25 protein-coding genes and 3 tRNA genes are annotated in these 23,480 nt (G+C 36.6%); 13 read left to right on the forward strand and 15 right to left on the reverse strand.

The window, feature by feature from the left end; genetic code table 11:
* Positions 1-95: 95 nt before the first annotated feature.
* On the forward strand, positions 96-1,013 hold the full coding sequence (locus INT04_RS02330; RefSeq protein WP_193014523.1) for a L,D-transpeptidase family protein: 918 nt from the start codon (positions 96-98) through the stop codon (positions 1,011-1,013).
* 162 nt (positions 1,014-1,175) lie between these two features.
* Entirely contained in the window at positions 1,176-1,880 is a 705-nt protein-coding gene (locus INT04_RS02335; protein WP_193014524.1) for a hypothetical protein, read from the forward strand.
* A gap of 94 nt (positions 1,881-1,974) precedes the next feature.
* Here INT04_RS02335 and INT04_RS02340 read toward each other — a convergent pair whose 3' ends face one another.
* The 7 genes from INT04_RS02340 to INT04_RS02370 all read right to left on the reverse strand — a co-directional run bounded on the left by INT04_RS02340 (position 1,975) and on the right by INT04_RS02370 (position 7,378).
* A complete protein-coding gene (locus INT04_RS02340; RefSeq protein ID WP_193014525.1) occupies positions 1,975-2,214 on the reverse strand; it encodes an Lpp/OprI family alanine-zipper lipoprotein in 240 nt (79 codons plus the stop codon).
* A 265-nt stretch (positions 2,215-2,479) separates the two neighbouring features.
* Positions 2,480-3,538, reverse strand: coding sequence for a linear amide C-N hydrolase (locus INT04_RS02345; protein ID WP_193014526.1), 1,059 nt, complete (start codon positions 3,536-3,538; stop codon positions 2,480-2,482).
* 152 nt (positions 3,539-3,690) lie between these two features.
* The gene (gene pykF / locus INT04_RS02350) at positions 3,691-5,103 is read right to left on the reverse strand and encodes a pyruvate kinase PykF (RefSeq protein WP_193014527.1); all 1,413 of its coding nucleotides are present in this window, start codon (positions 5,101-5,103) and stop codon (positions 3,691-3,693) included.
* A 463-nt stretch (positions 5,104-5,566) separates the two neighbouring features.
* Positions 5,567-5,643, reverse strand: a tRNA-Val gene (locus tag INT04_RS02355).
* A gap of 29 nt (positions 5,644-5,672) precedes the next feature.
* Positions 5,673-5,749, reverse strand: a tRNA-Val gene (locus INT04_RS02360).
* Between the two features lie 29 nt (positions 5,750-5,778).
* A tRNA-Val gene (locus tag INT04_RS02365) sits at positions 5,779-5,855 on the reverse strand.
* Positions 5,856-6,004: 149 nt separating this feature from the next.
* Positions 6,005-7,378, reverse strand: a complete 1,374-nt coding sequence (locus INT04_RS02370; protein WP_193014528.1) for an MATE family efflux transporter — start codon at positions 7,376-7,378, stop codon at positions 6,005-6,007.
* 313 nt (positions 7,379-7,691) lie between these two features.
* On the opposite strand from INT04_RS02370, the gene INT04_RS02375 reads away from it, so the two are divergent.
* Positions 7,692-8,351, forward strand: a complete 660-nt coding sequence (locus INT04_RS02375; RefSeq protein ID WP_193014529.1) for a riboflavin synthase subunit alpha — start codon at positions 7,692-7,694, stop codon at positions 8,349-8,351.
* Positions 8,352-8,453: 102 nt separating this feature from the next.
* Here INT04_RS02375 and cfa read toward each other — a convergent pair whose 3' ends face one another.
* Positions 8,454-9,608 carry a cyclopropane fatty acyl phospholipid synthase gene (gene cfa / locus INT04_RS02380; RefSeq protein ID WP_193014530.1) on the reverse strand — a complete coding sequence of 385 codons (1,155 nt, stop codon included), beginning with the start codon at positions 9,606-9,608 and terminating at the stop codon, positions 8,454-8,456.
* Positions 9,609-9,915: 307 nt separating this feature from the next.
* Positions 9,916-11,133 (reverse strand): purine nucleoside transporter PunC, encoded by a 1,218-nt coding sequence (gene punC, locus INT04_RS02385; protein WP_193014531.1) that lies wholly within the window; start codon positions 11,131-11,133, stop codon positions 9,916-9,918.
* A 118-nt stretch (positions 11,134-11,251) separates the two neighbouring features.
* Between punC and punR the strand changes: the two genes are divergently transcribed.
* Positions 11,252-12,154, forward strand: coding sequence for a DNA-binding transcriptional activator PunR (punR, locus tag INT04_RS02390; protein ID WP_193014532.1), 903 nt, complete (start codon positions 11,252-11,254; stop codon positions 12,152-12,154).
* Positions 12,155-12,176: 22 nt separating this feature from the next.
* On the opposite strand, the gene purR is transcribed toward punR, so the two are convergent.
* Positions 12,177-13,202: an HTH-type transcriptional repressor PurR gene (purR, locus tag INT04_RS02395; RefSeq protein ID WP_193014533.1), complete on the reverse strand. Its 1,026-nt coding sequence runs from the start codon at positions 13,200-13,202 to the stop codon at positions 12,177-12,179.
* A gap of 267 nt (positions 13,203-13,469) precedes the next feature.
* On the opposite strand from purR, the gene INT04_RS19530 reads away from it, so the two are divergent.
* Positions 13,470-13,553 (forward strand): YnhF family membrane protein, encoded by an 84-nt coding sequence (locus INT04_RS19530; RefSeq protein ID WP_102949514.1) that lies wholly within the window; start codon positions 13,470-13,472, stop codon positions 13,551-13,553.
* Positions 13,554-13,690: 137 nt separating this feature from the next.
* Here the strand turns inward: INT04_RS19530 and sodB are convergent, their stop codons facing one another.
* Both sodB and INT04_RS02410 read right to left on the reverse strand, forming a co-directional pair.
* Entirely contained in the window at positions 13,691-14,269 is a 579-nt protein-coding gene (sodB, locus tag INT04_RS02405) for a superoxide dismutase [Fe] (RefSeq protein ID WP_193014534.1), read from the reverse strand.
* 257 nt (positions 14,270-14,526) lie between these two features.
* Positions 14,527-15,345: a sulfite exporter TauE/SafE family protein gene (locus tag INT04_RS02410; RefSeq protein ID WP_193014535.1), complete on the reverse strand. Its 819-nt coding sequence runs from the start codon at positions 15,343-15,345 to the stop codon at positions 14,527-14,529.
* 323 nt (positions 15,346-15,668) lie between these two features.
* Between INT04_RS02410 and INT04_RS02415 the strand changes: the two genes are divergently transcribed.
* The 5 genes from INT04_RS02415 to INT04_RS02435 all read left to right on the forward strand — a co-directional run bounded on the left by INT04_RS02415 (position 15,669) and on the right by INT04_RS02435 (position 18,901).
* Positions 15,669-16,187 carry a hypothetical protein gene (locus INT04_RS02415; RefSeq protein ID WP_193014536.1) on the forward strand — a complete coding sequence of 173 codons (519 nt, stop codon included), beginning with the start codon at positions 15,669-15,671 and terminating at the stop codon, positions 16,185-16,187.
* A gap of 40 nt (positions 16,188-16,227) precedes the next feature.
* Positions 16,228-16,584, forward strand: a complete 357-nt coding sequence (locus tag INT04_RS02420; protein ID WP_193014537.1) for a hypothetical protein — start codon at positions 16,228-16,230, stop codon at positions 16,582-16,584.
* 162 nt (positions 16,585-16,746) lie between these two features.
* Positions 16,747-17,142, forward strand: a complete 396-nt coding sequence (locus tag INT04_RS02425; RefSeq protein ID WP_193014538.1) for a hypothetical protein — start codon at positions 16,747-16,749, stop codon at positions 17,140-17,142.
* Between the two features lie 558 nt (positions 17,143-17,700).
* A complete protein-coding gene (locus INT04_RS02430) occupies positions 17,701-18,165 on the forward strand; it encodes an OB-fold protein (protein WP_193014539.1) in 465 nt (154 codons plus the stop codon).
* 394 nt (positions 18,166-18,559) lie between these two features.
* Positions 18,560-18,901 (forward strand): Grx4 family monothiol glutaredoxin, encoded by a 342-nt coding sequence (locus INT04_RS02435; protein ID WP_193014540.1) that lies wholly within the window; start codon positions 18,560-18,562, stop codon positions 18,899-18,901.
* A 133-nt stretch (positions 18,902-19,034) separates the two neighbouring features.
* On the opposite strand, the gene rnt is transcribed toward INT04_RS02435, so the two are convergent.
* A complete protein-coding gene (rnt, locus tag INT04_RS02440) occupies positions 19,035-19,673 on the reverse strand; it encodes a ribonuclease T (RefSeq protein ID WP_193014541.1) in 639 nt (212 codons plus the stop codon).
* Positions 19,674-19,770: 97 nt separating this feature from the next.
* On the reverse strand, positions 19,771-20,178 hold the full coding sequence (gloA, locus tag INT04_RS02445) for a lactoylglutathione lyase (protein WP_193014542.1): 408 nt from the start codon (positions 20,176-20,178) through the stop codon (positions 19,771-19,773).
* Between the two features lie 182 nt (positions 20,179-20,360).
* Here gloA and INT04_RS02450 point away from each other — a divergent pair, with 182 nt between their 5' ends.
* Positions 20,361-20,600: a DUF1289 domain-containing protein gene (locus INT04_RS02450; RefSeq protein ID WP_193014543.1), complete on the forward strand. Its 240-nt coding sequence runs from the start codon at positions 20,361-20,363 to the stop codon at positions 20,598-20,600.
* A gap of 449 nt (positions 20,601-21,049) precedes the next feature.
* Complete coding sequence (gene slyA, locus INT04_RS02455) at positions 21,050-21,478, forward strand: transcriptional regulator SlyA (protein WP_193014544.1); 429 nt, start codon at positions 21,050-21,052, stop codon at positions 21,476-21,478.
* Positions 21,479-21,674: 196 nt separating this feature from the next.
* Here the strand turns inward: slyA and INT04_RS02460 are convergent, their stop codons facing one another.
* Positions 21,675-22,142, reverse strand: coding sequence for a glycine zipper 2TM domain-containing protein (locus INT04_RS02460; RefSeq protein WP_193014545.1), 468 nt, complete (start codon positions 22,140-22,142; stop codon positions 21,675-21,677).
* A 219-nt stretch (positions 22,143-22,361) separates the two neighbouring features.
* On the opposite strand from INT04_RS02460, the gene anmK reads away from it, so the two are divergent.
* Positions 22,362-23,474, forward strand: coding sequence for an anhydro-N-acetylmuramic acid kinase (gene anmK / locus INT04_RS02465; RefSeq protein WP_193014546.1), 1,113 nt, complete (start codon positions 22,362-22,364; stop codon positions 23,472-23,474).
* Positions 23,475-23,480 lie beyond the last annotated feature (6 nt).

A 23,480-nucleotide genomic window follows, 5' to 3' on the forward strand; every position in this document is an offset into this window, starting at 1 on the left:
TGATCTAAACTGACTAATTATATGAATAGCATAACAATGATAGTGTTATCATCATAATAGTCAGTTTATTTTATTTCTAACACACGGGATAAACGATGAAAAAATGGTTAACTCTCTTGGGTGTATCACTGTTAGGGATAAGTAGTCACTTATCTTATGCCACAGAATACCTGCTACCTGCTGATGGCCAGCGTATTATTGGTGATAACCAGTCGTACATTGTGCCTGATGATAAACGTTCACTTGAAGCAATTGCGTCTGAATACCAAGTTGGATTGCTTAATATGATGGAAGCAAACCCAGGTATTGACCCTCTTTTACCTGAGGCAGGGAAAACATTAACTATTCCGTTGCAGATGATTTTACCGGACACTGTTCGTAAAGGTATTGTGATCAATCTTGCTGAATTACGGCTTTATTATTATCCCAAAGAGGGAGGAACGGTTGATGTTTATCCCATTGGTATTGGTCAATTAGGGCGAGAAACACCTGAAATGGTGACCACTATCTCTCAACTTATAAAAGATCCTACTTGGACACCGACAACAAATATTCGTAAAAATTATGCAGCAAAAGGGATCACATTACCTGCGGTGGTTCCTGCTGGCCCTGAAAACCCAATGGGAGCATATGCGTTAAGACTGTCACACAGTCGAGGTGAATACCTTATTCATGGTACTAACGCAGATTTTGGTATTGGTTTAAGAGTGAGTTCAGGTTGTATTCGCTTACGCCCTAATGATATTGAAACCCTATTCAATGTGGTGCCAAAAGGCAGTCGAGTCCAAATCATTAACAAACCGATTAAATTTACAGAAACGGCAGATGGCAGGCAATTTATTGAAGTTCATCAGCCATTATCACGTAATGAAGATGACGATCCACAAACTATGCCGCTTACTTTTACTAAACAATTTAATGCTTGGTATGAAAGTGGCAAGGTAGATAAAGACAAAGCGGATGCTGAGCTCATTCGACGTTCGGGTATTCCTGTTGATGTAACATTATATTAATACAATATTTTATTAAACAGATGCTTAAGGCATCTGTTTTTTTATATGAGTGATAAAGTTGAAAACACACTCATAGGGCAAAAGGCGTATTTTTAACATTAAATTAACGTTATTATCTTTAATATGAATAGCCTCTTTTATTGATATAAGGAAATAGATGTTATGATAAACGGCTCAAATAATACTCCTCGTACGGCTAGTATTTCTGAACGTATTACTATTGGTGTTGAAAATAAATGTAGTCAATTGGCAAATGTAGTCGCTGCAATAAAAAATAGTACAGAAACTTTTTTTATGGGAAGTGAAGCGAAAAGACAACAGAATACGAATAAAACATGTGGTGAGCTAATTCAGCGGATCTCATCACAAACAAAAAATTATGAATATGAAGTATTAGATGTAAAAAAATTGAATGGCAGTGGGTGTATTAGTACTAGGTTCACCCATAAAACATTGACTAATGATGTGACTAAATTATTCTGTTCCATAAAAAATGAATTGTTGAATCAAACACATAAAACACTATCGTGCACGCACGGCCATCCTGATAAATCAGTTAATATAATACTGGCGACACTGTATCAGGTTTATCAACAGGCTGATAAATTTATTCAGAAGAATATTAATCCTGGTCATAATGATTTATTAAAATCACAGATATTTGAATTAATTAGTAATAATTTTATTATTGAAAGTGATCGGCAAATGACTCAAAACGATAATGTTATTGAACTCCTTAAAAATATAAATAAAAACCATAAAGATACATTACATTCGCAAAAAGAAATATCGAAAGAAAAAATAGAATATAAAATTGATAGATACGACAAGATCCAAGAAAATTTAAAAGAGAGTTTTTTTATGTAAAATCTTATGGCATATAAACCAAAGCCCTAACTATGTTAGGGCTTTGTAATTAATGCTTATCTAAAAATTGTTTTCAGCGTATAGGCGAGTCAACTTATTTTTTATAAGTAGTGACTTGGTTATCTAAACGTTGATTAGCACGAGCCGCTTCATCGTAAGCTGATTTTGCAGCAGCTTGAGCAGATTGTACATCACTGCTTAGTTGTTGAACTTGAGTATTCAGGCGGCTTACATCAGAAGAGATTTGATCTAATTGTGCATTATTACTAGAAGAACAACCTGCTAATAAGCCTGAAGCCAGAATTACTGCACCTAGTACAAGTTTCGCTTTCATAGTGACAACCTCTATTATTAGTTTGTGTTAAGGAACAAGTAGCATTTATATGAAGCCATGAATAAGTATGGCACAGATATAAGGAAATGCAGGATTTATTTACCATATTCTACTTATTCATTAATTGAACAATAGAAAAAATAACACCTAAAACGCAAATATTCAGTACAAAAAATGCGTGTTATTTCACAAAAGAATTTTATTCATAAAAGTCTGATAGAAAAACATTTTATCTGTGGTTTTTTATTGTTATTTCTATTTTTACTTATAAAGCACCTTCTAAATTTACTTTTATGAAAATAGGTTCTGCTTCATTTTCAAACGAATTAAGTGTGAATTTCTGGAAATTAAGATTGTTGTATCCTCTAAAAAAAAGGATCCCGCGTGTTAAATCTGTAAGTGTGGTCCATACGGCAAATTCACTGGTATGAAGCGATGTTAACGTGTCGTGACCCAGTAGCGGATCGATCGTGGAATTTTTAGGACGATCAAAACGATTCATAATATGTGAAAGCTCAACAAGTTGCATATCAGGATCAGCAACTTTGTGATAGTAGGTTGTGTAATAAACGGCACGAATAAATCTATCTACAGACGTATCAGAGCTGGGTAATGATGCTAAAGCAATCCCGCTATCGGGTTGTTTCACTTTAATATTTCCCAGTGTACTGGTGGAAATATTAACATTAGAAAGGTGAGTGTAATTATTTAAGTGAGTAAGATGCCATGGAAATAAAGGGCCATTAGTCATGCAATAAGTCGGATTATCATAAATATGCAAATGACCATCAGAAACTTCAACAACAATACAAGCTCCGCTTTTATCATAAAAGGCATAATGAAAAGGACTAGGTAAATTGCGTAAAAGTAAGAGTTTTTGTGACCAAAAAGCTGTTTTAGGAATAGCTTGTTTTAACTCATCAACGTTTGCATATTGTGCTAAAGCCCATTCACCAATTGCCGCAATAGGGACTGATGTTGCGTAATGTTCTGGGTTAATATCATCGAGCTTTGAGTCAGGGAGCATATTCAAACTAAAAGAAAGCCCCTGAGTATTTACACCTTCAAGCACATCTTTTGTTCCTGCTAAATTAATCGGCGCTGTAATGGCGATAAAAGGGTATTTAACCGCATATTTTAGTCCTGGTGTACCGTCAGGGGCATTTTGTTGAAAAGTATGTGCTTTAGGATAATAAGCCAATATTGAAGCAGGTTTATCTGCTGAAAACTCCATTGTTCTACCATGATAGACTCGATTTTTCTTATCAGTGATAGCAAGAGTTGTGCAAGCAAAGACATTGGTATTTATTGTGTCATCCAGCATTTTATATCCTTAATTTGTATATAAATAAAAAAGGGATATTAAAAGGATAGAAGAAATAATGATGACAAGAGAAAAAATGAGCAGGTTAAAAGTGAATAATAAAAAAAACGCCACTTTAAAAGTGGCGTTTACACTATTAACGTACTATTAAATTACAGAACGTGAACAGAAGAAGTGTTAGTTGTACCGCTATCAACCAGTGCACCTGTTACCATGACAACACGGTCACCAGCATGAGCTAAACCACTTGCTAATGCCGCTTCTTTACCGATACGGTAGAAGTCATCAGTTGAAGAAATTTCGTTAACTAACTGAGTTGTGACACCTTTAACTAACAATAGTTGACGAGCTGTTTCTTCGTTGTTTGTTAAGGCTAAGATTGGTGCCGTTGGGAAATATTTACGGATAGAACGTGCTGATTTACCACCGAAAGTAGCAACAACAATAAGTGGTGAATCTAAGTTATCAGCCATTTCAACCGCACCGCGACATACCGCTTCAGTAACACGCAGTTTCGCACCTTTTTGGCTTACTTCAAGACGTGATTTCATGATACGGTCTGTACGATCACAAATCGTTGCCATGATAGTCACAGCTTCTACTGGATATTTACCTTTCGCACTTTCACCTGACAGCATAACTGCGTCAGTACCATCTAAGATAGCATTCGCAACGTCACCCGCTTCAGCGCGAGTAGGGCGTGGGTTTTTGATCATTGAATCTAACATTTGCGTTGCAGTGATAACCACTTTACGTGCAGCGTTACATTTTTCGATCATCATCTTTTGTGCAAAGATAACTTCTTCAACAGGGATTTCAACACCTAAGTCACCACGTGCAACCATGATACCGTCAGAAGCTTCTAAAATTTCATCGAAATTATTTAAGCCTTCTTGGTTCTCAATTTTTGAGATGATCATGATGTTTTCGCCGCCGTGTGCTTTTAAGTGCGCACGCATTTCTTCAACGTCTGAACGTTTACGAATGAAAGATGCGGCAACAAAGTCAACACCTTGTTCACAACCAAAGATCAGATCTTGTTTATCTTTTTCAGCTAATGCAGGTAAACCGATAGAAACGCCAGGTAAGTTAACACCTTTGTTTTCACCTAAGTCACCGTTGTTTAAAACTTCACAAACAACTTCAGTATCAGTTACCGCAGTGACTTTCATACCGATAAGACCATCATCAACTAATACGGTGTTACCTACAGTTAAATCTTTTGCGAAACCTTCATATGTCACCGCAACACGATCTTTATTACCAACAACAGATTTGTCTGTGGTGAATGTGAACGTTTGGCCAGCAACTAAAGCCACATCATTACCACCTTCTAATTTGATGGTACGGATTTCTGGGCCTTTAGTATCTAATAAGATAGCTGCTTTTTTGCCTGTTTTAGCACAAACGCTACGCAGGTTTTTGATACGGTTACCATGTTCTTCAAAGTCACCGTGAGAGAAGTTCAGACGCATAACATTCATGCCTGCGTCCAGTAATTGATTCAGTTTTTCTTCAGATTCGGTTTTTGGCCCGATGGTGCAAACAATTTTTGTCTTTTTCATGGCAGTCTATTTAATGGTTGTATTGTAATGGATGAATAGGGATTAATGTCGCTATTTTTATCAACGGCATCAACAGTGCGAAACAGGATGAATAAATTCATCTCTACGGGTAAGTTGCGCAACATGTTAATGGTTCCAGCAACATCATAAAAATCTTGTCACTATTTTGTAGTAAAGGTTGGCAGACATCTTACATTATAGTCTATCACGATTCATTTGTTCTGTTTTCTAAAGATGCCCGAAAATCAATACGCTGAAACCTTTCAACAAAATTATGTTTTGTATTATAGAGGTTAATTTCTATGAAGAAAATCGAAAAAAGGTAAATTTAAGTGATGTGATCAAAATACGGTGCTGACTGCTTGTTTTTTAAGCGTTTTGTTGCGCAATAAAATATTGCAAGCTGAATTAATTATTTTGTAGGGTAGGCAAGAAGTATAAAAAAGAAATAGAGAAATAGAAATGGTGCGTCCAAGTGGACTCGAACCACCGACCCCCACCATGTCAAGGTGGTGCTCTAACCAACTGAGCTATGGACGCACTGTATTGAAATGTTGCTGAAAAATAAATGGTGCGTCCAAGTGGACTCGAACCACCGACCCCCACCATGTCAAGGTGGTGCTCTAACCAACTGAGCTATGGACGCACTGTATTGAAATGTTGCTGAAAAATAAATGGTGCGTCCAAGTGGACTCGAACCACCGACCCCCACCATGTCAAGGTGGTGCTCTAACCAACTGAGCTATGGACGCATTATCTATTTTGGGTTACAACGGGGACGAATATTAACGAGATGATCCGATTCTGGCAAGAGGAAAAACACAAATTTATATTCAACTGCTCGTATTTAAAGCTATTTGTTGATATTTGTGCCATTCCCTTGCCAAAATAAGCGTTTTGTTTAACGCTCTGAGCGTAATAACACCACTTCATCAGATTGACGTTGGATCCACCAAATGCGAGAACCCATCATAATTGCTGATGCGGTTAAACCAAGAATAAAGCCAATCCAGAAACCGGCAGGGCCCATGGCTTCTACAACATAATCAGTACGCCCTAATAAATAACCTGAAGGCAGGCCAATAACCCAATAAGCGATAAAGGTGATAAAGAAGATAGAGCGCGTATCTTTATAGCCACGTAACACTCCAGAGCCAATGACTTGTACCGAATCTGATAGCTGGTAAAGTGCAGCAAACAACATGAGATGTGAGGCTAATGTCACTACTTCAATATTATCGTTATACATTAAGGCGATTTTTTCTCTAAAGATAATAGAGAAAATGGCAGTACAGCTTGCCAGCATTAAACCCACCGCAAGAGATGTAATGGCTGAAATACGAGCTTGTTCTGTAGAGCGTTGCCCTAGGTTATGACCTACACGAATGGTTGCAGCTATGCCCAATGAAAGAGGGAACATAAACATGAGTGAACTAAAGTTCAGTGCAATTTGATGGCTTGCAACGGCGGTCACGCCTAAAGGTGATACTAACAAAGCAACCACGGCAAACAGAGTTACTTCAAAGAATAACGCTAAACCAACAGGCAGCCCTAAAAATGTAATACGCTTTATGATGTTGAGTTCAGGAAGTACAAAACGTTTTTTAGGCTGAACATCGCGTTGTGTTGGCGCACGGCGAACGTAATAACGCATCATCAAGAACATTGCCCAAAAAACAGAGGCGGTTGCGACACCACAACCAATACCACCTAATTGTGGCGCACCAAATTTACCGTAAATGAAAGCATAGTTAACAGGAATATTGATCAATAAGCCTACAAAACCGATTATCATACCTGGTTTTGTTTTGGATAATCCTTCACATTGGCTTCTAAGTACTTGGTAATAAAGACAACCTGGGGCACCCCACATAATCGCATGAATAAAACCAATGGCTTTTTCTGCTAATTCAGGGTCAATATCATGTTGTGCTTCAATAATAAATCGGCTGTTATAAAGAATGGCAATAACCATGATCGATAAGAATGTTGCGAGCCAAAAACCTTGCTGTGTGCGATCAGCAATATGTTTTCGTTGCCCGGAGCCATTTAGTTGTGCAACGATTGGCGTTAATGCCATTAATATGCCTTGACCTAATAAAATGGTTGGCAACCAAATAGACGTACCCACTGCTACCGCAGACATTTCTGTGGCATTTACAGCACCCGCCATGACAGTATCAACTACACCCATTGCCGTTTGGGAAAATTGCGCGATGATAACGGGAATACCGAGAGCAAGTAAGCTACGCGCTTCTTTTATGTACTTCTGCACGCATACACCTTTATTTATTATAAGAAAACGATAGGAAAGAAAGAGAACAAACGCCGCATTGTTAAAATGACGTAAAGAGATCCTCAAGAACGCATATTCTAATGATAAAAGTTTAATTAGCAACGAAAGAAGTCTCGCTTTTTAAACACAGGATTTTGATAATTTATTAAGTGTTTTTACGTTATATTTAACGTCAATTATCGACACGGAATAAATGCGGTAATTGTTCCTTTGTATTAATACGAGCTATGTTATTCTAAATAGCATAAACCTAATTTGAGTTTACCAGTTTATCGAATCAAGGAGATGTCAGATGTTCACAGGTATTGTTCAGGGAAAAGGGCGGGTTGTTGCTATCGAAGATAAAGGCGATTTTCGTACCCATATCATTGAATTACCCAAAGCGTTAGTCGGCAATTTAGAGACAGGTGCTTCTGTCGCGAATAATGGTTGCTGTTTAACTGTCACTAAAATTGAAGATACACAGATTAGTTTTGATTTAGTGAAAGAGACATTGCGTCTAACTAACCTCGGTGAGTTAAAAGTTGGTTCGGAAGTTAATATTGAGCGTGCCGCTAAATATGGTGATGAAATTGGTGGGCATGTGATGTCTGGGCATATTGTGACAACCGCTGAAGTTGCCAAAATTATTACTTCAGAAAATAACTTACAAATTTGGTTTCGTATTTTTGATAAAGCATTGATGAAATATATTTTACATAAAGGTTTTATCGGTATTGATGGTATTAGCCTGACAATTGGTGATGTGGTTAATAACCGCTTTTGTGTGCATCTCATCCCTGAAACACGTGATAGAACAACATTAGGTCGTAAACGTCTCGGTGATAAAGTGAATATCGAACTTGATCCTCAAACTCAGGCGATTGTCGATACAGTCGAACGTGTTATGGCACAACAAGCACAGCAACAAGCTTTATTAGCAGCACAACAACAAAGTGAAAATGAAGAGTAAGCTTCACATAATTAATGATTAATATTGTTGCTATTAAAAGATAACCAAAGAAGAAGCCAGTTTATCAATCAAACTGGCTTTTCTCTTTTTATAAAAAAAGAATTAACGTGGGATTTGCAAACCGCCAATATGACCTTTAGGGCTTAGTACGATTTGCCATAGCTGAATATCTCTGGCACGAAAGGCACCTGCACAAGCATTAAGGTAATAGCTAAACATACGTTTAAAGCGGGGTGTGTAATGAGATTCAATATCAGGCCAAGAGACTAGAAAACGCTGATACCAAGCCATTAGCGTTTTATCGTAATCTGCACCAAAGTTATGCCAGTCTTCCATCACAAATTTGCTGTCCATCGCATGGGCAATTTTTTGAATAGAAGGTAGACAACCATTTGGGAAGATATATTTACTGATCCAACTATCCACATTCACTTTATCAAGGTTAGATCCAATGGTGTGCAGTAAAAATAAGCCTTCTTCCTTTAAATTACGACGAACGACATCAAAATAGGTAGCGTAATTCTTAGGCCCAACATGCTCAAACATACCCACTGAAACGATGCGATCAAATTTTTCCTGTAAATCACGGTAGTCTTCAAGAATAATATTAACATCGAGTCCTTGGCATCGAGCTTGTGCCATTTTTTGTTGTTCAACGGAAATAGTAACGCCCGTGACAGAAACACTAAAATGTTTTGTGGCATAAGCGGCAAGACCTCCCCAGCCACACCCAATATCTAATAAGGTCATCCCAGGTTTTAAATCTAATTTTCGACAAATGAGATCTAATTTATGTTCTTGCGCCTGCGCTAAGTTATCTGCATTTTTCCAATAGCCACAGGAATATTGCATATTAGGATCAAGCATGGCAGTAAATAAATCATTACCAAGATCGTAATGCTCTTTACCTACCATCCACGCTCGTTTTTGTGTTTGTAGATTAAAAAGGCGGGCTGTCGCGATTTTGATAATATCGCGTAGATTTTGTGGCAGCTTATTCTCAAGACCTGCACGTAAAACTTTATGAAAGAATATATCAAGTCGCTCACAATCCCACCAACCATCCATATAACTTTCACCGAGACCTAATGAGCCTTGCTGTAATACTCTTTTATAAAAATTTTGATTATGAACCTGAATATCATAAGGTTCAGAGCCATTCACTCGAATGTCTGCGTGAGTTAATAGTTCTATCGCGATCCTTTTATAAGGATCATTGGAGGTCTTTCGGCCTTCTTCTACACAAGATGTACTCATATACTCTCCGGCGTAAATTAAGCGGGTTTTGAGACATAAGGCCAAGAAAGGATGTGTGCAGATTGACAGTATTAAAATGGTATCGTGTTCAATAAAGAGTGAACGAATAGAATTAATAAGACAACTAATCTGACATAATCAGCTAATGATCGGTTTAACGCCTCAAAATCCGAAAGAAAAAATAAATAAAACGCTGTAATAGCGTATTAATAAGTATAGAGACGTAGTGTGGTTTTCTCTAGAAAAGAAAAAGGCCATTTTTTATAAAATGGCCTTTTTAAGATGATTCTTAAAAACTGAAAGGGGATTATTCTGCCGTTTGAACTGTGTGTTTGCTAACGGATTTATTTCGCTGAATAAAGTAACCAACCGCCATTGGAATGGCAGTCAACGCCATAATTGCTGTCGTATTAATTAAGGGTTGTTGGCTAATAAAGGCAGAGACAATAAAGCTGGCTAAGCTACAAAGACCAAGTTGGAGTGCGTTTTGTAATGCAGCTGCTTTACCACTAATTTCAGGGTAAGCAGATAACGCGTTAGAGACAGCGATTGGGTAAGATGCACCATTCATTGCCGCCATAATACAGAACGGAATTAAAATCGTGGTTAATGTTGGCTCAGTAAATTTAGCCACAAGATACAATGCTGTCATGCTGACTGCGTAGCCTATTAGCAATATTGGTAGCAGTGTTTTACCTGTCATTTTTGATAGTAAAATACGACAACCATAACCACCGACCATAAATGCGATAGTTTGTGGAATATAGCTTAAACCGATATCCTGTGGTGAGTAGCCCATCTTCTCAAGAATAATAGGAGAACCTGCTAACCAAGCAAAAAAACCAGCACTACAAGATGCATAAACTAATACGTTACCTGTATAGATAGGTGATTTTAGTAAAGTCATAAATGAAGCTGAAGGTTGTTTTGTGTCAGTAACAGATTTTTGTTTAATGTTTTTCAGCATTAATGTCGGTATCATTAAAACAAGGGTTACGACCATTAACAGCATGAAAATCATACGCCAGCCGCCATGATTTAATAACGATGCGCCAATCAAAGGGGCAAGGGCGGGTGATAGGGCAACCAATGGCATGATTAAGGCAAAAACGTGTTGCGCGCGAGATTCATCAAAGCGGTCAATGACTAATGCTTGCCAGATAACAGCAGCAGAACAGACACCAAAAGCTTGTAAGAAGCGCATTGCAAGTAAGCCTGTTGCACTTTCAACCCACAGCATGCCAAGGCAGCCTAAAGAGAAAAGACTTAAACCGATAAGTAGAATAGGCTTACGGCCCACTTTGTCAGAGAGCGGTCCCCAAAGTAATTGAGCAACAGCAAAGCCAAATAAAAAGATACTTAGGCTATTACTGATAGCGCCTTCGCTGATAGAGAGTTCACGTTGCATTATCCCAAATGCAGGCAAGTACATATCGATAGCTAAGTAACCCAACATACTCAGACCCGCTAGGTATACCATAAAGCTCATAGGTGTTTTTGATTGTGTGGCAGTTTTTGAATTCATTTTATTTTCTATGCTATGTGATGTAGAACATTTTATGTATTGTAACTAAGACCTATTTTACTTGTGAAACGGGAATATTTGGTTAATGCTGTGAAAAATTTTCAAAGGAATAAACTCTATGTGGTCAGAATACTCTTTAGAAGTTGTCGATGCAGTCGCAAGAACAGGAAGTTTTAGCTCCGCTGCTCAAGAATTGCACAGAGTGCCCTCCGCCGTTAGTTACACTGTTCGGCAATTAGAAGAATGGCTTGCCGTTCCTTTATTTGAGCGTCGCCACCGTGATGTGGAATTAACCGATGCAGGTAAAATTTTCATCAAAGAAGCGCGATCTGTTATCAAAAAAATGAATGACACTCGACACCTTTGTCAACAGGTTTCTAATGGGTGGCGAGGACAATTTAGTATAGCCGTTGATGGCATTGTGAAACCCGAAAGAACACAACAGCTTATTCTCGATTTTTATCGTCATTTTCCTGATATTGAGCTGTATGTCTACCCTGAAGTGTTTAATGGTGTATGGGATTCCTTAGTTAATGGTCGAGTTGACTTAGCTATTGGCGCAACAAGAGCATCGCCTATAGGAGAACGTTATAGCTTTAGAGATATGGGCTTTATGCCTTGGCGCTGTGTGTGTCATGTTGATCATCCCTTAGCAAAAGCACAACATCCATTAACGGATGATGAAATGCGACCTTATCCTAGTTTATGCTTAGAAGATACTTCAAGGAGTTTGCCAAAACGTGACACGTGGGCGTTAAATAATCAACGAAGAATGGTTGTGCCTACTTGGGGGATGGGGCTTGAGTGCTTATTAGCAGGATTATGTGTCGGTATGGTGCCTTGGCATCGAGCGGAAACATTAATTGCACAAGGTAAGCTTGTTACATTAGAACTTGCGCAACCATTGCCAGACAGCCCATGCTGCCTGACGTGGGTCGATAAAAGTGAATCGCCCGCTTTGACGTGGTTGTTAGATTATCTTGGAGATAGCCAGACCTTAAATGAGGAATGGCTTCGCTAGAAATCAGGGTGCTGAATAATAATTATCGACGGTAGTCGATAAAAGGGCCATCAGCAACTGAACGGCGCTCAACTAATCTTGGATGAACCTCGATGGTTTGAGCGTCTTCGCGTTTACTTACGATGCGATCAAGCAGCATTGATAATGCCATCTGACCTAATCGCTCTTTTGGCTGGTGGACGGTGGTTAATGCGGGTGTAAAATAGCGAGCGTTACGAATATTATCGTAACCCACAATCGAAATATCAAAAGGAACACGTAAACCTAACTCATCGGCGGCACAAATTGCCCCCATAGCCATCACATCACCACCACAAAAAACAGCCGTAGGACGTTGTTTCTGGCTTAGCATTTGGCACATCGCTTTGTAACCTGATTCTGGCTCAAAGTCTCCTTGTACAATCCATTCATCTTTTACGGTGATTTTGGCTTCTTCCATTGCTTTTAAAAAGCCTTGTAAGCGACCACCCCCCGTATTGCGTTCTAATGGGCCTGGAATGATACCAATATCACGATGACCACGTTCAATAAGGTAACGACCCGCAATGTATCCGCCCTGAAATGCATTATCAATAATGGTATCAGTGAAGTCACCGCGTGCTTTACCCCAATCCATGACAACCATTGGAATATTACGGTAACCTTCCAACAAAGAGAGAAGGTGATCGGGATATTCAGAACACATCACTAATAATCCATCAACGCGTTTTTGTGCCAACATAGCTAAATAGGCTTTTTGTTTATCGAGATTATTATGTGAATTGCATAAAATAAGTGTGTAGCCTTTGCTATAACAACTATTTTCAACGGCTTCAATCACTTCAGCAAAGTAAGGAGCTTCGCTGGACGTGGCTAACAGGCCAATAGATTTGGTATGATTGACTTTTAAACTACGCGCAACGGCGCTAGGCGAATAATTTAATTCTTTAATAGCAGCCCAAACTGCTGCCCGTGTGTTCTCAGCAACAAAACGTGTTTTGTTGATCACATGAGAAACAGTCGTGGTTGATACGCCTGCGCGTTTTGCCACGTCTTTTATTGTTGCCATGGTGTGGAAAACTCCTGACCTTCATTGGTCTGTTTTATCTAATTTTATGGTTTAACTGCCAGTATAGTCATACATAGGGCAAACACTGGCAATAATTTAGCGATTAGCTGTGAATTTTGTATGATCTAGCTCAAAAGTGAAAGTATTAATCAATGTTATAAATTGTGCACTGGTCGCTATTTTAGCAAATATTGATATGTGATAATAATTACCCATGACAAGGTTATGGTTAATAACGTGTATTATAATCATTTTGAGGGAGAATAGATGGATACGGATCTGAAATTTGGTTTGAGTACAGCAGTAGCAGCACTTGTTATGATCGTCTTATTTTCAACTATGATGTTCTAATCACTGCTTTATAAAATATCCGATTAATTTAAGTTATAAATTATCGAATATCTGAATATAACAAAGGGCTGAAGGCCCTTTGTTATTATGTCACCAAAAATGAATCTTAATTACTCATCTTTGATTATCACATGCAATTAAGCCAGGTTAGCGTCAACAAAAGACCAGTTAACCAGTGCCCAGAACTCTTCTAAATATTTAACGCGAGCGTTACGGTAATCGATGTAGTAAGCATGTTCCCATACATCAACAGTTAACAGAGGTTTGTCTTCACCTGAAACTGGTGTTGCTGCGTTAGATGTATTAACAATCGCCAGAGAACCATCTGCTTTTTTAACGAGCCAAGTCCAACCTGCACCGAAGTTTTTTGCGGCCGCATCGTTAAATTGTTTTTTGAACTCTTCAAAAGAGCCAAATGCATTGTTGATTGCATCAGCAGTTTTACCTGTTGGCGCGCCGCCAGCGTTTGGTGCTAAGCAATTCCAGTAGAAAGTGTGGTTCCATACTTGAGCAGCATTATTGAAGATACCGCCATCAGTAGATTTGATAATTTCTTCTAAAGATTTGCTTTCTAAATCAGTGCCTTTAACCAGATTGTTCAAGTTGGTTACGTAGGTTTGGTGGTGTTTGCCATAGTGATATTCTAAGGTTTCTTTAGAAATATGTGGCTCAAGAGCATCTAACGCATAAGGTAATTTTGGTAATTCGAAAGACATTGCGTACTCCTTTATACTATCTATTTCGGGTTTTGTGCCTAAAATCACTTCATCTAAATTGATAAAATGAGGCAAATGAATCACTAATTTGTTGCTATTTTGCTAATTATTTTAACAAAAATTTACTGAAATAACAGCTAAATATCTTTTATCTATAATTATAAGCCATATAGATTAGTTATACTCATAAGACTATAACTCATAGAGCATCTCGTAAAGTAGTAAACATAGATGGTGATAATAGAAAGTATTATTGATTATGGCTCGATGATAAGCGTATACAACATTTTCACTACAACTAAGAATAGAAATAATGCAAATATTTGGCGAACTCTTGGTATGGGAAGTCGATAAGCAACTTTTACGCCAACAGGCGCGAAGATCACACTGGTAATACTTATTCCGATCAAGGCAGGTAAATAAATAAAACCTAAGTAATAGTCATTAATATTTGTTTGATTCCAACCGTAAATGATCCCCATAATTGTCCCTATAGAAGCAATGATGACACCAATCATTGATGATGTTGCAATGCATTTACGAGTATTAAAGCCCCAATGACTTAACAGAGGGATTGTTATCGTGCCACCTGCAATTCCGATAAAGCTTGATATAAAACCAATTAATGTGCCACCACTCGTTAAAGCGGGTTTTGAAACAATGGGGTCTTTTACGTTTTCGATACGTTCAGACTCTTTCTTTTTAGTTAATAACCCATAAATGGTGTATACCATAAAAATACAGAATACGATCTGTAATATCGTATTTGACATTTTTTGTACAAAAAATGTACCCACTAGCATACCGATAAGCGTACCAATAGCTAATAAAGGAAATTGCTCCCATAAAATAGCGTTGCGTTTATGGTGAGAATAGGCTGACGAGGCCGTTGAGAAAATAATAACGGAAAATGAAGTCGATAAGGCTATTTTCATCACCATATCAGTAGGAATTGCTTGCTGGCTTACCACATACATAACTACGGGAACAATGATTGCGCCCCCCCCAATTCCAAGCAAACCAGCAAAAAAACCGGTAACACATCCGACGAAGAGAAACAGCAGAATCATGTCCATAATAAAGACTCAGTAATATGTAGTATGTAAAGAGTTAGATAATGTCAGATTCTCCTTATAAATAAAATTCAATTTATACAGGAATACTACAATGAATAATCAACAACTCACTCATAATAATTACCTTTAAGATCGCTATTAGCCGAAATAAAGGTATGGATGGTTGTGTGAATAATGTGAAATGATAAAATATTCTTACGTTAGGTTTGATTTTTTATGTTTTTATAATGAAATAACATGTAATTAATAAATATTTTTAATGTTTATGTAGCTTAGCTTTTAAATATTATTTTCATGCATAAGCCTTAAAAGGATAGGGTGAAATGAAAAAGGTCTATATGGTTATTGTCATAGTGACATTTTTAACAGGTTTTGGGTTCAGTAGTAATGAGCCATTAAAATTAGAGTTTGGCAGGTCAATAGATGATATTCCTTTTATAAAAGAAGGTATGTGTGATACAGAAGATGAGCTAGTTACCTGTATTTTTCGTAACCAATCCCCATTTGATAAAGATTCTGATAAAAATGCCTTAAAATTTTATAATGGAAAATTAATAGGTGTATATCAATCTTATTTTGGAGGAAATGATTTAGACTCTGTTTGTGCGCTATTAGCCCAAAAAGGGAAAAATATTTTTTCATTAGTTAAAGATAAAAAAATATTATTAACAGGAATAAATAACTGCAAAAATTTAGAAAAAATTGAAATTGAAAACGAAGATAATACGTTTGTTTTTTCTGAGCTAGAAGGCATTGAAGCTAAAGAGGGAAATATTGAAATATCGTACTCACATCAACCTTATTATCTATATATTTCTCGCACTACCTACGATACCTATTGACATTTACTTTCAATAAAAAGTAAAAAATCAGGAGACTAAAATGAGTTATAATGTTGCATTATTTGATTTTCCTATTCCATCTGATTTTGAAAAAGCATGTGATGTATTTGAACAGAATGAAGATGATGAAACGGTAAATATTAGCCCTTTAATGTTGAGCTTTTACCACGCTATTTCTCAGATTTTCCCTTGCATTTGTGATCTCTCTGATGAGGAAGAAGAGGACGGTATTTGGTGTGATGGGCCTCTGCGTAATAATTTTGAAGCTAAAATTCCTGTCATTGGCTTTGTTTATTCAAAAGTCGATGAAGCACTTCCTATTGTGATTAAAATAGCAAATGAAATGGGTATCTCGGTGCTTGATTGGCAGCAAGAAAGGGTTTTTAATACCCAATAAATAGACAATCTGACATAACGTTTAAATAATTTTTAATGGAGCGGTAAAACAATGCATGGATGTATTATCTTTAAAAGACTTTGTATAAATAAATTAACGAGAAATATATTTATTATCATATTATGCGGACTGCTAAGCAGTTGCAGTGTCTTTTATGGCGCGATGTGTAGCACAAGTATTTTATTTACCCCCTCTGAAGTTGAAGAGAAAATATTTATACCTGAGGCTGTTGTTGAACAACCGTATAACCAACAAATTGAAATAGGTAAATTTGTTGGTTTATCACCATACTTTATTGTTGAAAATCCGTCGTGGATCTCAGTGACATTAATGTCAAAAAATCAGGATGGAGACTTAATTCCATTAATAACAGAAAATGACTGGCAAAGTCATGTTACTCATCAGGAAAACCGACCGATAATCGTTGCTCATTTACAAGGAGTTGCCCCCAAAAGTGGCCTTGCCCGCATAAAAATAAAAGCGACTGTTGGGCGTACAATGTGTGGCACAACAGATCCTGTTTTTGCCTTACAACTAAAAGTGAGTCAAGTGCAATAAATATTATTGGGTATGAATAATGGGAAGTAAACCGCAACGATAGGTGGTGTCCACTTCCCATTTTTTAATGTGAAAAAATATATGACTGAATATACTCCAATAAAGAAACCTATGGCGTGTTTAAAATATGTTTTTATAATAAATTTTATATTTCAATCTGTATATTCAATCTGACAATATTAAATTCTCATAGGAAAGTATATTTTGGTCTCTAATTAAAACATAATCAGTGAGGTGTAAAAAACACTAAATAAATTAATGATAAATATAAGCTGATAAGAGAATAAATGGCTAATTATCTTAATTGGATGAGTTTTTTTATTTTTTTATAAAAATTTAGAACAGCAGGATTTTTCTTATTTTTAAAAATAATTGAAAAGTTATAGTGTGGCTTTTTATATTTCAATTATTATCAAATCAAAATTCAAACTATTTTAAAAAATTATATATTTCTCAATAATATTGTTAAGGACGTTGTTTTATTTAGCTAGAATAGTTATTAATCTCATTAAATCTATATTTTTATCTATCTTTTTTTGACTTTATAAAGGTATTTACATGAAAAAGAAAGTATTATTATTATCTATAATCATATTGTTGTCAGGGTGTAAAATAAACGAGGCTATTCGTTCTGTTAATAGTGCTGTAAACCAAATAGTTCCTTCAATGGAATCAGCGGTAACAGAAGCTAGTTATGCAGGAATATGTAAGGATTTTAGTGATAATGAAATAGCCGCTCAGAAAAAATGGAGAGGTAAGTGGGTTATTTTGGAAGGAAGAGTGACCACTATCACAAGTCTGGATGAAGTGGTTAGATACGACCTTTATAAACCAACACCACCTAAAGTCGTTGCTATTTCATTTAAAAATAAAATCAGTGCTTCATACACTTTAAAACCAAGTGAAGAAGATAATGTCCTTAAAATTAAGAAAGGACAAACGGTAAAAATAAAAGGTGAAATAACTGATATTACAAATGCATTGGGTTGCTTGATCCTTTTAGACAATGGAACCATACAGTAGTTAGCAATGTGGACTAAGCCAATCTGAGCATCGATACTTTCCCATGTAAAATGCTCTTAGCCTCTTAATTGAGGCTTTTTGTTTTGCCTATGCATTATCACCCATAAACAATGAATACTGAAAGTCGTGTTATGAAGTAAATACCTATTTTTATCGTATCTCTATTTATCTTTTCTAATCTTTTAGAAAAATATGTAACGTATTGATTTATTTATCACACATTATTTTCTTTGTTGTATATTCTCTCATTAATATCATCATGATGTAATGTTAATGCTTTGTTTTATATGGATAATTAAACTTATATAGAGCTTTCTAATATAAAGTGGTATTCTTCTTCCATGTTTTCCCCTATAAAGCATATCGAATATAAAAGGCTGTAAGGACGTAATAAATGACGACTATTGAAAAAATTGAACGCCAAATCAAAGAAAACCCAATTATTTTATACATGAAAGGTTCACCAAAATTACCAAGTTGCGGTTTTTCTGCACAGGCTGTTCAAGCACTTTCTGCTTGTGGTGAGCGTTTTGCGTATGTAGATATCCTACAAAACCCAGATATTCGTGCAGAATTACCAAAGTATGCACATTGGCCAACTTTCCCACAATTATGGGTAGATGGTGAATTAGTTGGTGGATGTGACATCATCTTAGAAATGTATCAACGTGGTGAATTACAAAAGTTATTGAAAGAGACTGCTGATAAATACCGCGGCGAAGAAGAAGCACAATAATTGATTTTTAAGGTTTCCTGTTTTTTATACTGAAACCAGTAAAGAGCAATCTGTTCTTCGAAAAAAAAGCCAGTTCACAATGTGTGAACTGGCTTTTTTGTTGTTCATAAATTCACGAGTAAGACGATATGTTCTAGGGGGTAGGTAATGGCCATCCACCGAGTTTTTTCCAACGATTAACTAACTCACAAAAAAGCAATGATGTGCGGTTAGTATCATACAACGCCCCATGAGCTAATTTACTATCAAAAGGAATGCCCGCAGTAATACATGCTTTAGCTAAAATCGTTTGCCCCAACACCAAACCACTTAAAGCTGCGGTATCAAAGGTGGCGAATGGGTGAAATGGATTACGTTTTAATCCTGCACGATCTGCTGCTGTCATGACAAAGCTATGATCAAAATTCGCATTATGAGCCACAATAATCGCACGATTACAATCTGCGTCTTTCATGCCCTTACGTACCATTTTAAAAATAGCATGCAGTGCTTCATATTCACTGACAGCACCACGTAGTGGGTTTGTTGGATCAATGCCTGTAAATTCTAAGGCCGCAGGTTCTAAGTTAGCACCTTCAAAGGGGTCAACGTGAAAATGTAGCGTGTTATCAGGTTTTAACCAGCCTTGTTCATCCATTTTTAATGTAATGGCAGCAATTTCAAGTAAACCGTCTGTTTTTGCATTAAATCCACCTGTTTCAACATCAATGACAACAGGATAGTAACCTCGAAAACGGTTACAAAGTTTATTGGGATTATTTATATCAGGCATCAAGTTGTACTTATCCGATGAGAATAGAGTATCGGAAATTAATAATAAGCAAGAGCCAGAAAGATAAATAAATTATGCCTTCTGGCTTAAATAAAAATCAGTTACCTAGTGCGTGACTTGCACTTTTGTTTTCGATGAGTTCAATTTTATACCCATCAGGATCTTCAACAAAAGCAATGACCGTTGAACCACCTTTTACAGGGCCTGCATCACGGGTAACATTTCCACCCGCCTGACGAATGGCTTCACAGGTTGCTGCAACATCATCAACACCCAATGCCACATGCCCAAAAGCAGTTCCCATTTCATAGCTGTTTACGCCCCAGTTATAAGTTAACTCAATAACCGCACCTGTGCTTTCATCCCCGTAACCAACAAAAGCTAACGAGTATTTATATTCCTCATTTTCGCTAGTGCGTAGAAGTTGCATACCTAGAACTTGGGTATAAAAATCGATAGAGCGTTGTAAATCGCCTACACGGATCATGGTATGAAGTACTCGCATATAAACCTCACGTATTTTTTTAATGATTAAACCCTACAGATAAACTGATGGCGCAGTACTATAACGCGTTCAAGCCCTAAAGTTCAATTTTACTACGTCACTAACAGTTTAATGGGAAGTGTGCAGATAATATCTCTATTAACTATACTCTATAGTAGCAAACAATAGGGGGGGGAAATCAAATGCAAGAACAATTAGAAATTTTTGATATTCCTAGTCCTTGCATTGGACGTTGTGAAATGAACGCACAAGGATATTGCATAGGGTGTTATCGGAATCGGCAAGAACGGTTTAATTGGTCAACAATGAGTCAGCAAGATAAACGGAATATATTACGCCTTTGCCAGCAACGTTATTTAAGAAAGTCAAAAAAAGGGGAAGCTTCAATAGAAAAAGAAAATAATCAACTCACTTTATTTTAAAAATTATACTTATTTTTTAATATTAAAATAATAATTAGCTATTCACTTAATTCATATTCGGTATTTATTATAGTTAGGTGGTTTATTATTTTTTCTTTATTAATACAATCATGTCATTTTAAAACATTCTCAGAGGTTATTTTTTATAATTGCATGATAATAAAGGTGTTTTTTTGTTTGATGATATTATCCGTGAAATAATAATTATTATTATGTAAAAAAATATAGATTAGTTTTTATAACAAGGTTATTCTTTATGAACTTTCGCTCTTGGAAAGAATATGATTAAATTAAGCCTGTAAAATAATTACTTATCTAATAAATAGAATATATAACTATATTGTAATTAAAAGTAATCTTTTAATTAAAAAGAATAGATAATATTGTATTTAAAATGAATATCTAGTTTTTGTAATAAGTTGACTGAAATGCTAATTAAGGAGAGATAAGTGGAATCAACATTAGGAGCTGATTTATCGCGTTTAGTTCGATTATGGCGCGCTTTAATTGATCATCGTCTCAAGCCATTAAAATTAACCCAAACCCATTGGGTCACCTTGTATAATATTAGCCAATTACCCCCCGAGCAGTCACAAATTCAATTGGCTAAAGCAATAGGAATAGAACAGCCATCTTTAGTGAGAACATTAGATCAACTGGAAGAAAAAAAATTAATCTGCCGGCATACTTGTACAAATGATCGTAGAGCAAAACGTATAAAATTAACGAAAGAGTCAGAGTTTTTTATTAGTGAGGTTTATACTGTCATAGAACAGACGAGACAAGAAATATTAGGTGATATCCCACGAGATGAAATTGAAAAACTAATGAGTACGATTAAAAAATTAGAAAAAAATATAAATAGATTAAATGACTAATAATTTCAAATTTAATATATAATCTGTTTAAATAAAGATTAATTACCATTGTGATAATAATTGAGATGTGATTTATTATATGAAGTTAATAAATAGATAGGTTATGTATTAAATCTCTCTTTAAATTAGTTATTGTTAAGTCATAATAAACAGGCAACGTTTGAGTTGCCTGTTTTTGTTATTTATTTGTCATTTATTAACGAGGAGAAACTGTCAAGTTATTTCCGTTACCAATCACGGCAACACGCTGACCTTGGCTATAAACTGTGTTATCTGCTTTTTGAACGATAGCAACAGTTTTACCGCTATCTAAACGTACTTCAATTTGAACACCTTTCGTGGTGTTTAATGCGCCTTGTGCTTGTTGTCCTGCCATACCACCCGCAATTGCCCCTGCTGCCGTTGCAAGGTTACGGCCAGTACCACCACCAATTGTGTTACCTAACATACCGCCGAGAACAGCACCACCAATAGCACCTAAAATATTCTCATCACTACCAGCTTGAATATTAACCGAACGAACAGAAACAATGGTACCGTAAGTAATATTTTGTGCTTGTTTCGCCTGACTTGCAGTGTAAGTATCACCTGATAGTGAACTTGTATTCACACAACCAGTAAGAACAGTCATTGTAAAAAGACCAATAAGTAAATGCTTAAACATAATTACTCCTAAAGAAAATCCGAGGTAAATGGCTCAGATTACACCTATGTTGTTTAGTATCAGTTATAGACTATTTTTGCGAGTGTCACACTGATTTTAATAATATATAGCTTACTATATAGTAAAGACCGACAGTAAAAACAGAAGAGATTTCTGAAAAAAGAGAATATAACATTATATGTTAAAAATTTGCATCATCTTGATTATAAGGAAAAGAACATGAGAGCAGGGCGATACATTGGCGTGATGTCTGGCACAAGCTTAGATGGTGTTGATGTTGTATTAGCTGCAATCAGTAATAAGTTTGTTGCACAACAAGCAAATCACTTTCTGCCTTATCCGCAGCCTTTACGCCAACGCATTTTAGCTGTTTGCCAAGGACAACCTACTACTTTGCATGAAATCGGCTTATTAGATGCTCAATTAGGTGAGCTCTATGCTCAAGCGATTATAGAGTTACTTGCAAAAGTAAAACTCAGTGCAAGCGATATTACAGCGATAGGGTGCCATGGACAGACAGTTTGGCATGAGCCTGAAAGTGATATGCCCTTTACGATGCAAATTGGTGATAATAATCGTGTAGCTGCATTAACGGGAATTACAACTGTTGGTGATTTTCGTCGTCGAGATATTGCTTATGGTGGACAAGGCGCGCCGTTAGTACCCGCGTTTCACCTTGCTGTATTAGGACACCCCATTGAAAAACGTATTATTCTAAATGTTGGGGGGATCGCTAATATTTCATTGTTATTGCCAGGTGTTGCCGTTAAAGGATATGACACAGGCCCTGGTAATATGTTGTTGGACAGTTGGAATTGGATACATAACCAAACACCTTATGATGATAATGGACAGTGGGCTGCAACAGGAAAAGTAAACCTTCTTTTATTAAAGGATATGCTTTCAGATCCTTATTTTTCACGTTCAGCGCCTAAAAGTACTGGGCGAGAATATTTCAATACACAATGGTTAAACTATCATCTTGCAAGAGTACCGAATGTTTTCCCTGAAGATGTACAAGCAACCTTAGTCGAATTAACCACTATCAGTATTGTACAACAAATACAATTAAGTGGGGGATGTGAACGCCTTTTAGTTTGTGGTGGTGGGGCAAGAAATGGGCAAATTATGCATCGTTTAGCCTCATTATTACCCGGTACAGAAGTGGCACCAACAGACAAATATGGTTTAAGTGGCGATGATATGGAAGCCCTTGCATTTGCTTGGTTAGCTGCTCGAACAATCGCGAATGAATCTGGAAATTTACCTTCTGTAACAGGGGCATCAAGAGAAACTGTTTTAGGGGCGATTTACCCTACAAATCCTCGTTAAGCGTGA

This window comes from Proteus sp. FME41 (assembly GCF_014897315.1).
Taxonomy (GTDB): Bacteria; Pseudomonadota; Gammaproteobacteria; order Enterobacterales; family Enterobacteriaceae; genus Proteus.